Genomic DNA, 13807 nt, shown 5'->3' on the forward strand with positions numbered 1-13807 from the left:
ACGAAAAGCAAACGCCCCGAAGCCTAGGATTTTTGACCTTGCCTCACAACTGAATCCTAATTGCCATCGTCAAAACTCTGTTCCATCACCCTTTGACGGGCAGTTTGCAGTAGGGCTTGGTAACTGGGTGAGCTCCGAAGATCAGCAAAAATTGTTTCCCCTTCTATCAAGCCCAGGTAGGCGGCTGGGTACCATTCCAACACTTTACCCAAGGCGTAAATGCTTTCTGCGTAATTTTTTTGCAGCACCTGGCAAAGGGCAATCTCATACCAACTATAGTCGTCGTCTACTTCCACATCTAAAGCCCGGTGATAGCAGGCGATCGCCGCTGGATAACGGTAAAGTTTTTGCCATAGTTCCCCTTGCCGAAACCAAGCCCAGTAGTCATTGGGCCGGATTTCCACTGATTTCTTATAGCATTGCAAAGCTTGGGAGTAATGACCCCAACGGCGGAAACAATCTGCCTGGCGATACCAAGACCAAAAATCATCCTGACGAACGGTTAATGTTCGCCGAAAAGTGGCGATCGCCGCTTCGTACTGGCCGGAGAGTCGGTAGGATTCCCCGAGGCGATAGGTGGCCCAATAATCTTTAGGTAAATAATTTAGAGCCCTTTGGAAACAAGGGATAGCCCGCTCAAAATCATCAATTTCGTTGAGGTACACACAACCCTGGTCGTACCAGGCCCAATAATTGTCCGGCTGAATTTGGCAAGCATTGTTATAGCTTCCGGCCGCATCTTCATAGCGCCCCAAATGTTCCAGGGTGATGCCCCGTTTGTACCAAGCCCAATAGTCCCCAGGGTAGTAGTCCAAAGCCCTTTCGTAGCTGAGCAAAGCATCGTTATACTTCCCCTGTTGCCAGAGGGTGTTCCCCTGTTGGTACCAACCTTTATAACTATCAGGGCGGCACTCAAGAGGATTAAAAACAGTGGTGCGAGGCGATCGGAAGGTCATAGGAAGGCGACCGGGGAAAATGACAAGGAGACAATGTCAAAAAATTTTTTCTGAAGTGACGGCGAATTGAAGGGACCTAGCGCCTTTGAATCCATATACCAAAATTGTACAAACTCCTGGGGCAATCGCCGGATTTATCTGCCTTCCTTGTCAGGGTTAGATCACATTACTCGATTAACCAGCCGAACAGTTCCCCCAAGGTTAAATCCGTGGTCTGGGCAAAGCTTGACTCCATTTCGTCAAAAATTTCTGGCGATCGACTGGGTTGATAGACAAAGATGGATTTTTCTTTCGGATTAATCAGCCAACCCATCTCAGTGCCATCATTGAAGTGAAATAAAATACTCTTTACTACTTTTGTTTGACTTTCTTTAAAAGGCAATATTTCAATCATCCAATTAGGCGGCAGGTATAGTTGATTTAATTGAAAGTAAGATAATAACCAGAGTTAAAAGCCTCTTTGGTAAAGACTTTAGTCGTCTCAATCTTACTTTGATTGACTATAGCTATAAATCTAGGTCGTCAGCCATAAATTGTTTGTTAATTGACTCATCTTTTCGACACACTATTATACTCACATATACGCACAATGTGCCTCGTCCTTATTTCACTTAGCTATACTTTGGATCGTCGGAATTTCAACTTTATACCAGAGCTTAATTTATATGATTATATAGCTACAAGTTGAGTAGTTTATTGGATTAATTTCTGATGTAGCCGGTTTCCACTAAAAAAGCTCGGAGTGCATCGGGGTAGGAGTTATATTGAACTTCTCGCAAACAATTACTTTGATCGTCATATTTTTGGCAATCTGTTAGTCCCCAGTCCGAATTTTTATCGTAATACTTCAACATTGTTTGCCAACCTTCATCCAGTTCTCCGATCAGAGCTTTGTTGGCCACATAGGCTGCCAGAAATCCATTTCTTTCGGAATCCTGGGCCATTATTTCTGGTAATTCTTTCGCCATGGAACGGGCATTTTCCTGATGAATGAATTGAAACTCAGGTTCAAAGGTGGAATTAACAATCTGATTATTTTTAAGTTGCCAAATCTGGGCTGGGGCGGCACTACCAGCATAGGAAGAAAAACGGTAAAGGAAACTATTATCCACCTCTACGTACTCATCCAAATTATCATTATTGAGGTCTTCCGCCGGATGGGGGCCACCATTAAAAAAGCCAAATTCCTGCACCGACCATTGACTGCCATCTTGGTTGCCGGTGACTACTTGGACTGCATTACAACAGTGGGCTCCCCCGGTATAGGTGGCAAAAAGCACCGCTGGATAAGGATTGCTCGGATCCATATCGGTAATCTGGATTAGAGCAATGGGCATGGGGGACTCTGTGCCTTCTAGGGTGGCGACGGTTTTATTTTTAAATTTAACGGTGACAGTGGGAAACCAACTTTCATAGCCATCATTTTTCTCTTGGCGATAGCTGATGCTGGCACTCACATCACCCTTTTCTACCTTTCCGTTTAATTTTGGTTCATCACCGTTGGGATCGAAAGTCTCGAAAATATATGTGTCTAGGTTTTGAGCCAGTTGCATTTCTCGGCGATCGCCAGCGATTGATTGATGCTGTTTTTCGGTCTGAGGAGAGGATGGATTAATGGCACAGGCAGACAGTGGCCAAACGGAAGCTACTGCCAATCCAGCCATTGTTAGGTAGAAACCTTTTTTGATAACCATCTCCGTTGATCCTCAAAAGACTGAATTATTGATTGCGCCTAGCTTCCATTGTGACAGGAATTTTCGAGGGCGATAATTTTTTTGCTCAGGCGGTAACTAAACTTAAAGCTTCCCCGGTGAGGCTAAAGGCCCGGGCTTCGGTAATTCTCACCGGCACGGTTTTTCCTAACAGTTCACCAATATTGCCTTGGAAGAAAGTTAAGCGGTTACCCCTGGTACGACCCATCACCTGCCCTGGACTTTTGAGGTTTTCCCCCTCCACGAGCACTTCCTCTACCCGGCCGAGGTAACGCTGGGAACGTTCCATGGCTTGGATAGAAACCAAATGGTTTAACCTTTGCAGGCGATCGCCTTTGACTTCTTCGGAAAGTTGATTATCCCAAACGGCGGCGGGAGTACCGGGGCGGGGAGAATAGGCGGCGGTGTTGAGCAGGTCAAAACCCACTTCTTCAACGAGTTGGAGAGTATTTTCAAATTGCGCTTCCGTTTCCCCCGGAAAACCCACAATGACATCAGCACTGATGGAGGCATCGGGCATATAGCGGCGGATTTTTTCAATGATTTGCAAATATTTTTCCCTGGTATAGCCCCGTTTCATGGCCTTGAGAATGTCGTTATCCCCAGATTGGAAAGGAATATGGAAATGTTCACAGACCTTGGGCAATTCTTGGCAAGCTTGGATTAACCGTTCGGTGAAATAACGGGGATGGCTGGTGGCAAACCGCAGGCGATCGATCCCATCAATGTCATGGATATGGTAAAGCAAATCCGTCAGGGTATGGAGATGGCGACCCGATGGAATTGTACCGGGTAAATCGCGACCGTAGGCATCAATGTTTTGCCCCAGTAGGGTAACTTCCTTAAAACCTTGCCCCGCAAGAACTACCATCTCGTCATAAATCGCCTCTGGGGTACGGGATTGTTCTACCCCCCGCACATTGGGAACTACGCAATAACTACAGCGCTCATTGCAACCGTAGATAACATTCACCCAAGCTGTAACTGTACTTTCCCGTCGGGGTTTGGTGATGTCCTCCATAATATGGAGGCTTTCCGTGGCTACCACCTGGCTGCCGGCCCACACCTGTTCCAATAATTGATCTAAACGATTAGCGTGCTGGGGCCCCATCACTAGATCCAATTCCGGCACCCGTCGCAATAGCTGTTCCCCTTCCTGTTGGGCCACACAGCCCGCCACCACTAGGGTCAATTGCGGTTCCGTTTGTTTGCGCTTGGCCTGACGACCGAGATAGGAATAGACCTTTTGCTCAGCGTTGTCCCGGATGGTGCAGGTATTGTAAAGAACTAGATCTGCTTGGTTGGGGTCATCGGTGTAGGTCATGCCCAAATCTTCAAGAATGCCCGCCATTCTCTCCGAGTCTGCCTTATTCATCTGACAGCCGAAGGTGATGATGTGGTAACGACGGTGGGAAACATTCATGGCAGTTAGGGGACAAAGCAGTGAACAGCACAGTCCTTGATTATACTTTCCCGTCTTGACCCCTGGCCGTCCCCCAACCTGATAAATTGGACAGATATCAGTGATAGAAATTTACTCGGATTTAATATGAGAGCTCTGGTTATTGGCGGTGACGGTTACTGTGGTTGGGCCACGGCACTGTATCTCTCTAACAAAGGCTATGAAGTTGGTATTTTAGACAGTTTGGTGCGGCGTTATTGGGATGCCCAGTTGGGGGCCGAAACATTGACACCTATCGCCCCGATCCGTCAACGCTTAGACCGCTGGTATGAGTTGACCGGCAAGAAAATTGACCTGTTCATCGGTGACATTAACGATTATCCCTTTTTGACCAACTCCCTGCGTCAGTTCCAACCGGATGCGGTGGTGCATTTTGGTGAACAACGGTCAGCCCCCTTTTCCATGATTGACCGGGAACACGCGGTGCTCACCCAGGCCAATAACGTGTTGGGCAACTTGAATTTACTCTATGCCCTCAAAGAAGATTTTCCCGATTGTCATTTGGTCAAACTGGGCACCATGGGGGAATACGGCACCCCCAACATTGACATTGAAGAGGGCTACATCACCATTGAGCATAAGGGCCGCAAAGACACCCTGCCCTATCCCAAGCAACCCGGTAGTTTCTATCACCTCAGCAAAGTCCACGACAGCCATAACATCCATTTCGCTTGCAAAATCTGGGGTCTGCGGGCCACGGATTTGAACCAAGGCATTGTTTACGGGGTGCTGACGGAGGAAACGGGCATGGATGAAATGCTGATCAACCGTCTTGATTACGATGGGGTATTCGGCACCGCTTTAAACCGTTTTTGCATTCAAGCAGCCATTGGCCATCCCCTGACGGTCTACGGTAAAGGTGGCCAAACCCGTGGTTTGTTAGATATTCGGGATACGGTGCGCTGTATTGAACTGGCGATCGCCAATCCAGCGGACCCTGGCCAATTCCGGGTATTTAACCAGTATACGGAACTGTTTAGTGTCGGTGACTTAGCCCAAATGGTACAAAAAGCTGGGGCGGACCTGGGGCTAAAAGTTGAGATTGACCACCTCGCCAACCCCCGGGTTGAGTTGGAAGAGCATTATTTCAACGCCGTTAACACCAACCTATTGGATCTGGGACTACAACCCCATTACCTATCCGATTCTTTACTGGATTCCCTGCTGAACTTCGCCACCAAGTACAAAGACCGGGTGGACCAAAAGCATATTCTGCCCAAAGTTACCTGGCGCGGCTAGGTTTACATTCTCCCTACCCTCACTACCCGGTGGGGGTTTTCTTTTTGTTGAATATAGCTTAAGTATAATTAATTTGATCTTAATTTGAGAGTGAAACCCATGGCTGATCCCCTCACCCCTGCTATCAGTGACCGCATTTGTAAGCATATGAATGAAGACCATGCTTCGGCGATCGCCCTTTACGCCCAAGCTTTTGGCCAACAAACTGGGGTGGAGTCCGCCCAAATGCAGGCCATTGACCCCGAAGGCATGGATTTATTAATACATAGTGACGGACAAATTAAAACCATCCGCATTGCCTTTGAGCAACCCCTCCAGGATTCCGAAGACGCTCACCAAGTATTAATTGCCATGGCCAAGCAGGCCCGGAGTCTTGCCAAATAGCCAATTTGCTTCGAGTAAACTACTCCTCCCTGTGAAAGCGAGGAAAGGGGATTCCCCGTCACAATGGTTAAATTTTCCCATTGGGGCCCATGGTCTACATTTCAGCGCCGGCCAGGACGAAGTTAAGGGTTTGAGGTGATCATTTTCCCAAGGGTCAATTCAGCCTATTTTTTATAATTCAGCCTATTTCCATGAAGCTTTCGGTCATCATTCCGATTTATAACGAAATTCAAACCATTGAAAAAATTCTCAAGAAAATTACTGGGGTGCTGCCGCAAGTATCGAAGGAAATTGTCATGGTGGACGATGGTTCCAAGGATGGCACTAGGGAATGGTTGGTGGATACTTTTGGGGACCCCGCACAGCATCCGGTTTTAGCCAATCTCGATTTGGCGGGACAATTCCAATGCTTTCCCTGGGGTCAGCCCAGTCAGCCCAAGGAAACCAATGGCGATCGCCAGGGGAATAGTTTTGTTATGGCTACGGAATGGGAAGTAAAAGTGATTTTCCATCGCCAGAACCAGGGGAAAGGGGGCGCCCTCCGCACAGCCTTTGCCGCCGCCACCGGGGATGTGTTGATTATCCAAGATGCCGATCTAGAATACGACCCCGAAGATTGGGGCCCCATGTGGAAATTGATCGACGGAGGTTGGGCCGATGTGGTCTATGGTTCCCGTTTCTATGGCAATCCCCATCGAGTACTCTATTTCCATCACTATTTAGGCAATAAATTAATCACCAGTTTGATTGATTTAGTCTGTAATATTAACCTCAGCGACATTGAAGTTTGTTACAAAATGTTTCGGCGGGAAGTGTTAGAGGGCCTGCGCTTAACCTGTAGTGATTTCGGTTTTGAAGTTGAATTTACAATGAAGGTAACCCGATCGCCAAGGCGATGGAGAATTTATGAGGTGGGGGTGGCCTATTATGGTCGTACCTTTGCTGAAGGAAAAAAAATCAATTGGCGGGATGGGGTTAAAGCTTTGGGCTACATTGCCAAATTTTGGTTAACCAATGCTTAATGTTCGGCCATTTCTGCCCTCCGGAGGCACACCATGCACAGTAAATTCTGGTTCGAATTTCTCCAAGCTTTGCCCAGCATACCGGCGGAGACCAAGCCTTTGCTGGCGATCGTAGAAGCTAGTCCCGTAGCGGAAGAATTAATCATTGCCCAAGACCCCAATCAAACGTTAGGGGACAACAACTCCACCAATGGCGCCCTGGGAGGTTTATCTCCCCTGCTGTTTTTTCCTGTGGTGATTATTACGGTCATTTTTCTCATTTTAGTGACCGTTTTCCTTTACACTCGCTTTTACGTCATTGCCCCCAACAATGAAGCTTTGGTCAGAACCGGCGGTGTTTTTAAAAAAGAACAAATGGTCATTCTCCATGGGGGCTGTATTGTTATTCCTGGCTTCCACGAAATTACGCGGGTCTCCCTACGGGAAATTTCCATTGACGTGGTGCGGGCCGGAACCTTAGCGGTGCGGACCCAGGACTATATGCGGGCCAATATGCGGGTAACTTTCTATGTTTGCATTACCCCCAATCGCAATGAAATTTTGACAGCGGCGGCCAGGCTTTCTAAAAAGGGACAAATTTCTGAAGAAAATATTAAAGATGCCCTGGAAAAACGGGCCGATGATGCTATTCGAGCGGCGGCGAAAAAGAAAAAATTAGCGGAGTTAGATTCCGATAAGTTGGGCTTTGCCGACGAAGTATTGAACTTAATTCAGGGGGATTTACTCAAGGTAGGTTTAACCCTCAATAACATTGCCATTTCTGAAATTGAAGAAAGTGATACCTACGACGAAAATAACTTTTTTGATGCCCAAGGCGTGCGGTTACGCACAGAAACTATTCAGCGTTCTATTCAACAAAAGAAAGAAGTGGAGCTCACCACCAGGGTGGCTATTGAACAGGGGGAATTAGAAGCAGAGAAAAAAAGTTTAGCCATCAAACGGGAACAGGAAGATGCCAATATTACCCAACAAAAAGAAATTGAATTATTAAAACTAGCCCAGCGCAAGGAATTGGAATCCCAAGAGGCCCAACAACAGCGAGAAATTCAAGAAGCCAAAGATAAGGAAGAAGCGAAAAAGCAACGCAATAAAATTCTCCAGGAACAGGCCGTAGAGGAAGAGCGGATTCAAAAGGAATTAGCTATTCAAAATAGTCAAATTGCTTCGGCGATCGCCTTGGAGGAAAAAAATAAAGAATTAAAGGTGGCCCAGGCGGTGCAAAAACAGGAAGCGGAAGTGGCGGAAATTCAACGCCGTAAAACCATCGAAGCTTCCCAACTGCAAGCGAAGGCGGAAATTGCCCTGGCGGAACAAAAAACCCAAATTACAGAACAAACAGCGGCGATCGCCATTGCCAACAAACAAAAGGAACGGTTAGAGGCGGAAGCTCTGCGGGCGGAAGCGGAATCCGGGGTTATCACAGCCCAGGAAGTGGAAGCAGCGGAACGGACCCAAAAATTAGCCGTGATTGTGGCCCAACAGGATGCCCAACAACTCCGCATCGCTGAACAAAACGTGGTGGAAATAGACGTATTCCGGCGGCGACGCCAGGCAGAAAGTGCTAGACAGGCGGCGGAATTGGAAGCGGAATCAATTCGCACCTTGGCTGATGCTAACCGTCACAAAGCCATGGCCGAAGCGGAAGGGCAAAAGGCCATTATTGAAGCCCAAAATAGTTTGAGCAATGCTAACCGGACAGCGGAATTACTGAAAACCATCTGGCCGGAACTGGTCACCCAATTGCCAGATTTGCTCAAGGCTTTAGCACCCCAGCCGGGGGTGTTGGGGGAATCCCGCATCTATTCTTTCCCTGGGCTAAACGGGGGTAGTGGTGGGAATAACGCCGGCGATATTAATAAACTACTCCTCTCTACCAGTGGCCTAACTTTGCTCAATGGGCTATTAAACGAAGGCAAACTTGGCCTGGTGGTGGATCAAGTGAAATCGTTATTGCAGGATCCTCTCACTGCCACTAATTCCCCCCCAGTTTCTGCTCCAGCCCCAGCGGCAACCGGTGCAAATATTAGCGATAGCGAGATGACAGCGTTGACTAATGTGGATTTTCCAGTGGGGGAACTTTGATGGGGATCAACGGCGATCGCCAAATGGCAGGGGGTAGCGGCACATTACCAAAGCCCCTAATAATGGGATCTGGATAACTGGACATTAGACTTGGACAACCCAGGTTTTTTCGGTTAATCCCTGGAGGCTTCCACCTATTCCTGTGCCCAATGTTAGACCTAGATTTACTGTTCAATTCCTCCTTTGCAGCGGCCGTCAAAACTCCGTTGATGTTGCTGGTGCTCATCGCCCTAGAAGCAGTGCTGTCGGCGGATAATGCCATTGCCCTGGCCACCATTGCCCAGGGTTTACCCAATCCCGAACAACAACGGCGCGCTTTAAATGCGGGTTTATTTATTGCCTACGGTCTGAGGATTCTGCTCATTTTGACCGCCTCCTTTGTGTTGCAATATTGGCAGTTTGAATTGGCGGGGGCTTTATACTTGCTCTGGCTGGTGGGCAGTTACTTCCTATCTCCGGATGAAGGAGAAAATCACCACAAGACCTTTGAATTTAGTTCCTTTTGGCAAGCCATTCCCCTGATTGCCTTCACCGATTTGGCCTTTTCCCTCGATAGTGTCACTACGGCGATCGCCGTGGCGGATCAGTTGTGGCTAATCATTGCCGGGGGCACCATTGGGGTTATTGCTCTGCGATTTTTGGCAGGTTTATTTATCCGTTGGTTAGACATTTTTACCCACCTCAAGGATGCTGGTTTTATCACGGTGGGTTTGGTGGGTTTGCGCTTATTGATCAGGGTCATTAATCCTGACCTCGTGCCACCGGAACTATTGATGATCACCATGATTGGGTTGTTATTTGCCTGGGGCTTTTCTGAGCGTCGCCCCCCTGAGCTAGTTGAAGAAATTAGCCAAGGTGGAGAGAAATAGGCAGATTGAGCTCGAATTTTAGGAATATTTTATGGATTTGTTAGAGTATCAGGCTAAGGAACTGTTCCGACAGGTGGGCATCCCCATTTTGCCGTCCCAGACTGTCCAGAATACCACTGCCCTCAAACGTCTACAAATTCCCTATCCCATGGTGCTCAAGTCCCAGGTGCGCGCAGGGGGTAGGGGTAAAGCCGGGGGGGTAAGGTTTGTAGAAAATACCATCGATGCCATTGCCGCCGCTTCGGCCATTTTCCATTTACCCATTGCGGACGAATACCCGGAGGTAATTTTAGCGGAGGCCCGCTACGATGCCCAATCGGAATTATTTTTGGCGATCGTACTGGATTACCAACGGCAATGTCCTGTATTGATGGGGTCTAGCAAGGGGGGCATTGATGTGGAAACCCTGTTGGAGCATATGCAGAGTGTTTCGCTCCGTACTAATTTTTCTCCCTACTTGGCCCGGCGGCTAGCAGTGAAAATGGGTTTGACAGGGCCGTTGGTGGCCACGGTGAGCAGCATTATCGAAAAAATGTATGAGCTTTTCATCGCCTACGATTTAGACGTAATTGAAATTAACCCCCTGGGCATTAATGCCGATGGTGGTGTAATGGCCCTGGATGGCAAAATTACCGTCAATGACACCGCGATCGCCCGTCATCCGGATTTGCTCAATTGGCGATCGGAAAAATGGACTAGGGCGGGACAAAGTTGGCTACCGGGGGACCTAGCCCGGGGTCAGGTGGGCTTAATTTGTAACAGTGAGGGATTGGCCCTCAGCACTTGGGACTTGCTCGGTTCCTTGGGGGTCACTGGTGCCTATCTATTGGATGAAAGTCGCACTGACATGGCCTTGGCCACCCAACTGGAACAAGCATTTGATTACCTCAGCCAAGCCCCCCATCTCAAAGGTATTTTTGTTAATTTGGCCACCAGGGAAGCCGCGACCTCAGCCCTAGCAGAGGATTTAAGGGCCTTTTTGCCCCTTCCTCCCCACCCCCCTAGCGAAGACCGGAGTTTGCGGAGTACCGGCCCTAGCCTTCCCCACCGGCAGCGTGTACCCCAACGACAGGTTTACACAGGGGAAGTTTTACCGATAGTTATCCGCTTCAGCCGGGGTAATTTAGATAACCTTAAGCAGATATACCACAACAGCCTCGTCCATTGGCACAATGATTTGGAAACGGCGATCGCCAAAATGCTCAGTTTAATTCCCCAGGACAATGGACTTTCCCGGGAACAAAATAATACATAATAGCTATTTGTAAACGCCCCGGCGACGATGATGGAAGTTTGAACGGTTATAGTCGTTTCTAGTAGGACTGAGGCAGTCAAATTCACCGAAAAGCTTGTCAATAAAGACTTAAGCAGTCTCGAAATTATTTGAAATGACCATAAAATTTAAACGGTTAAAAGCTTAAAAGTAGCCAGGCCCATTGGTGATTTTGCCATCTTCATCCCATCCGTCCAGAAGTTGTTTAATTGCTAGGGGGTAATGATAATTTTCCCTTGGGTGTCCATGACCATAATGTCCCATTGGCCGTCCTGGGCCACTTCAAACGCAATGCGATCGCCATTGGCATTGATGACGGGATTTCTCGTGTCGGCGGCCAGATCGGCGGTTAAATTACGCTTCTGTTCCGTTTGGCGATCGTAAAGGACGATGTCGGTTTTTCCCTGGCGACTGAGGTTAAAGACAATGTAGCGTCCGTCTTCGGTAATGCTGGGATGACTGGCCACCTGGTCCAGGGCATTGAGGCGGGGCAGGGTTTCCAGGCGATTATTTTGGAGATTATAGAGATAAATTCCCTGGGTACCGTTGCGATCGGAGGCGAAGACGAGAAAAGGGTAGCTGACGTGGGGAAGGATTTCCTCCGAGGCACTATTTACCCCCCGGCCACTGCGGTCAAAGGAAAGGTTCAGGTAACGAGGATAGCCACAGCCCCCCAATAAAAGTACTAAACCTGCCCAAGTTGAAGATCGCTTGAGCAAGTTAGCAAATGTTTGCAGGTAAAGTCGGGGAAGTGGGGTATCCATATCCCTTTTATTTTCCCACCTCGACCCTAGTTAACACGACGCAGTTTAGGGAGAACTAAAATTCCCGCACCGTGGGTTGGCCGTCGATGATTTCCCCTACTAAAATCACATCCGCTACCCCCACAAATAAGCCATTTTCCAACACGCCGGGGAGATTGTTGATGGTTTTTTCCAACTCCGCTGGGTTCGCAATGGCATCAAACTTAACGTCAATGACCAGGTTGCCTTGGTCGGTGACCACAGGGCCAGCTTTTTTAACCCCCATGCGTAGTTCGGGATTACCACCTAATTTGGCTAAAGCGCGCATTACGGGGGTCAGGGCCATGGGAATCACTTCCACGGGCAGTAAAAAAGTGGAGCCTAATTTGTCCACCAATTTGCCGCTGTCCACCACCACCAGGAAAGTTTCCGCCAGGGCATCGACAATTTTCTCCCTTGTGTGGGCGGCTCCTCCCCCTTTGATCAAATTTTTCTGGGGGTCAACTTCGTCTGCTCCGTCGATGGCAATATCAATGCGGTCAACCACATCCAGCGTGGTGAGGGGAATGCCATATTTACGGGCCAACACTTCCGCTTGAAAGGAGGTGGGAATACCTACCACATTTTCCAATTCCCCTTTTTTAAGACGATCGCCAATGAACTCCAGGGCGTAGGCGGTGGTGGAACCGGTGCCCAAACCGACAATGGAATTGGATTTAACCCGATCAGCGGCAGCTTTACCCACTGCTTGTTTCATCAAGTTGGCCGCATCTAATTCAGCCATAAAAATTTAACCTCCGTTGCTTTGTATTTTAAATTTTTTAATTAATGGAATGGATCCGTTAGCGTGACATTAGGCAAAATCCCATCACTCCAAATTATCCAAGCTTTGTTTCGGTTCTATGGTGTTTTTTGATCAAACCCCAAGCAGGGCAAGGCAATCCGGCGATCGCTGGAGTTAATGTGGGGAAAAACAGGACAACAGGATGAAAAGATTTGCTAAGAGCTTAACCTACTGGGCCGCAGTCAATTTTTCTTTCAGTTGGGCCAACTGGTCTGCCCAGCGGGGGTCGGGTTGGAAGCTTTCGGTGCTAGTGGTGACGCTGGCACTGGTGGCAGTAGCCTTTTTATTACCCCGTTTTTTGTCGGTGCGGGGTTGTTTGATTGTTTTTTCTCCACTGGGGGCGGGGGCGTCACTGCTCCCTTCTTCGTCATCTTTTGAGCGGGGGTTAGCCTTTTCAATTTTTAAAGGGCTATCCATAAAAGATTGACCATTGTATTTCTCGATGAATTCATCCGCCGCTTCGTCGGTGGAAACCGTTACAAAAGCAAATCCCCGGCATTTACCCGTCTTACGGTCCTTGATAACTTTGGTGGAAACGACGGCATTGGCCTCCGCAAACACTTCCTGTAGTGCTTCCCGCTCAATGGATTCTTTGGGTAGGTTACCGACGTAAAGACGAATGGACATGATCTAAATACCTCCGGGGATATTTTCTGTAGGGGAAATTACTCGGGCAAAGAACCCTGGTGAATATTAAAAAAGTTGACTATTGACTTGGTGGGCTAACAGTTAACCAAATGTACGATAATCCTAGGCACCAGGCCATGGGGGCAGTGCCCTCTGTCCCGGTTACTTTTCTTAATAATATCGGCTATTGTCCTTAAAACCAAACAGTTCTGTGCCATGCTGTCATGGCAATGGGGATTAATAGCGGGGAATGGTGGCATCAACCAAACGGGAATAGGCATCAATTCCCCCGACTACATTTTTGACTTTGCTAAAACCCTGATCCACTAACCAATGGGCCATTTGGTCTGAACGAATACCATGGTGACACAGAACTACGGTTTCTTTGTCGGGATTGTAGCGTTCCTGAATAGTACCTGACCATTGGGCAAAACAACTTAAAGATAGGGTTTCAAACCCCGGCAGGGCCGCAATTTCCACTTCATGGGGTTCTCGCACATCAATTAACTGGCGATCGCCGCTGGGGTCAGCCAACATCAAAGCTAAATCCTGGACGGAAATCTCGCTGGGCATGGAAGTCATGGCGGTGGAAAG

Annotated in this window: 14 protein-coding genes; 6 read left to right on the plus strand and 8 right to left on the minus strand. The window is 48.2% G+C overall.

What is annotated here, in order from left to right:
* Positions 1 to 56: 56 nt before the first annotated feature.
* From D082_RS03120 to miaB, 4 genes are all read right to left on the minus strand, one after another.
* Positions 57 to 956 carry a tetratricopeptide repeat protein gene (locus D082_RS03120; RefSeq protein WP_028946352.1) on the minus strand — a complete coding sequence of 300 codons (900 nt, stop codon included), beginning with the start codon at positions 954 to 956 and terminating at the stop codon, positions 57 to 59.
* A 166-nt stretch (positions 957 to 1122) separates the two neighbouring features.
* Entirely contained in the window at positions 1123 to 1365 is a 243-nt protein-coding gene (locus tag D082_RS03125) for a Uma2 family endonuclease (protein WP_255356946.1), read from the minus strand.
* A 292-nt stretch (positions 1366 to 1657) separates the two neighbouring features.
* Positions 1658 to 2650 carry a hypothetical protein gene (locus D082_RS03130; RefSeq protein WP_038530101.1) on the minus strand — a complete coding sequence of 331 codons (993 nt, stop codon included), beginning with the start codon at positions 2648 to 2650 and terminating at the stop codon, positions 1658 to 1660.
* 85 nt (positions 2651 to 2735) lie between these two features.
* Complete coding sequence (gene miaB / locus D082_RS03135) at positions 2736 to 4091, minus strand: tRNA (N6-isopentenyl adenosine(37)-C2)-methylthiotransferase MiaB (protein ID WP_028946353.1); 1356 nt, start codon at positions 4089 to 4091, stop codon at positions 2736 to 2738.
* Between the two features lie 126 nt (positions 4092 to 4217).
* On the opposite strand from miaB, the gene D082_RS03140 reads away from it, so the two are divergent.
* The 6 genes from D082_RS03140 (at position 4218) to D082_RS03165 (ending at position 10981) form a co-directional block, all read left to right on the plus strand.
* Entirely contained in the window at positions 4218 to 5369 is a 1152-nt protein-coding gene (locus D082_RS03140) for an NAD-dependent epimerase/dehydratase family protein (RefSeq protein WP_028946354.1), read from the plus strand.
* Between the two features lie 99 nt (positions 5370 to 5468).
* The gene (locus D082_RS03145) at positions 5469 to 5753 is read left to right on the plus strand and encodes a DUF2470 domain-containing protein (protein WP_028946355.1); all 285 of its coding nucleotides are present in this window, start codon (positions 5469 to 5471) and stop codon (positions 5751 to 5753) included.
* 191 nt (positions 5754 to 5944) lie between these two features.
* A complete protein-coding gene (locus D082_RS03150) occupies positions 5945 to 6775 on the plus strand; it encodes a glycosyltransferase family 2 protein (RefSeq protein ID WP_028946356.1) in 831 nt (276 codons plus the stop codon).
* A gap of 33 nt (positions 6776 to 6808) precedes the next feature.
* Positions 6809 to 8857, plus strand: coding sequence for a flotillin family protein (locus tag D082_RS03155; RefSeq protein ID WP_071880771.1), 2049 nt, complete (start codon positions 6809 to 6811; stop codon positions 8855 to 8857).
* Positions 8858 to 9006: 149 nt separating this feature from the next.
* On the plus strand, positions 9007 to 9726 hold the full coding sequence (locus D082_RS03160; protein ID WP_038530105.1) for a TerC family protein: 720 nt from the start codon (positions 9007 to 9009) through the stop codon (positions 9724 to 9726).
* A gap of 31 nt (positions 9727 to 9757) precedes the next feature.
* Positions 9758 to 10981, plus strand: a complete 1224-nt coding sequence (locus tag D082_RS03165; RefSeq protein WP_028946358.1) for an ATP-grasp domain-containing protein — start codon at positions 9758 to 9760, stop codon at positions 10979 to 10981.
* A 230-nt stretch (positions 10982 to 11211) separates the two neighbouring features.
* Here the strand turns inward: D082_RS03165 and D082_RS03170 are convergent, their stop codons facing one another.
* From D082_RS03170 to D082_RS03185, 4 genes are all read right to left on the minus strand, one after another.
* A complete protein-coding gene (locus D082_RS03170) occupies positions 11212 to 11763 on the minus strand; it encodes a TolB family protein (RefSeq protein ID WP_028946359.1) in 552 nt (183 codons plus the stop codon).
* Between the two features lie 55 nt (positions 11764 to 11818).
* Positions 11819 to 12526 (minus strand): ribose-5-phosphate isomerase RpiA, encoded by a 708-nt coding sequence (gene rpiA / locus D082_RS03175; protein ID WP_028946360.1) that lies wholly within the window; start codon positions 12524 to 12526, stop codon positions 11819 to 11821.
* A 228-nt stretch (positions 12527 to 12754) separates the two neighbouring features.
* Complete coding sequence (locus D082_RS03180) at positions 12755 to 13213, minus strand: RNA-binding protein (RefSeq protein ID WP_028946361.1); 459 nt, start codon at positions 13211 to 13213, stop codon at positions 12755 to 12757.
* A 237-nt stretch (positions 13214 to 13450) separates the two neighbouring features.
* Positions 13451 to 13795, minus strand: coding sequence for a rhodanese-like domain-containing protein (locus D082_RS03185; RefSeq protein WP_028946362.1), 345 nt, complete (start codon positions 13793 to 13795; stop codon positions 13451 to 13453).
* Positions 13796 to 13807 lie beyond the last annotated feature (12 nt).

The organism is Synechocystis sp. PCC 6714, assembly GCF_000478825.2.
Classification (GTDB): domain Bacteria; phylum Cyanobacteriota; class Cyanobacteriia; order Cyanobacteriales; family Microcystaceae; genus Synechocystis.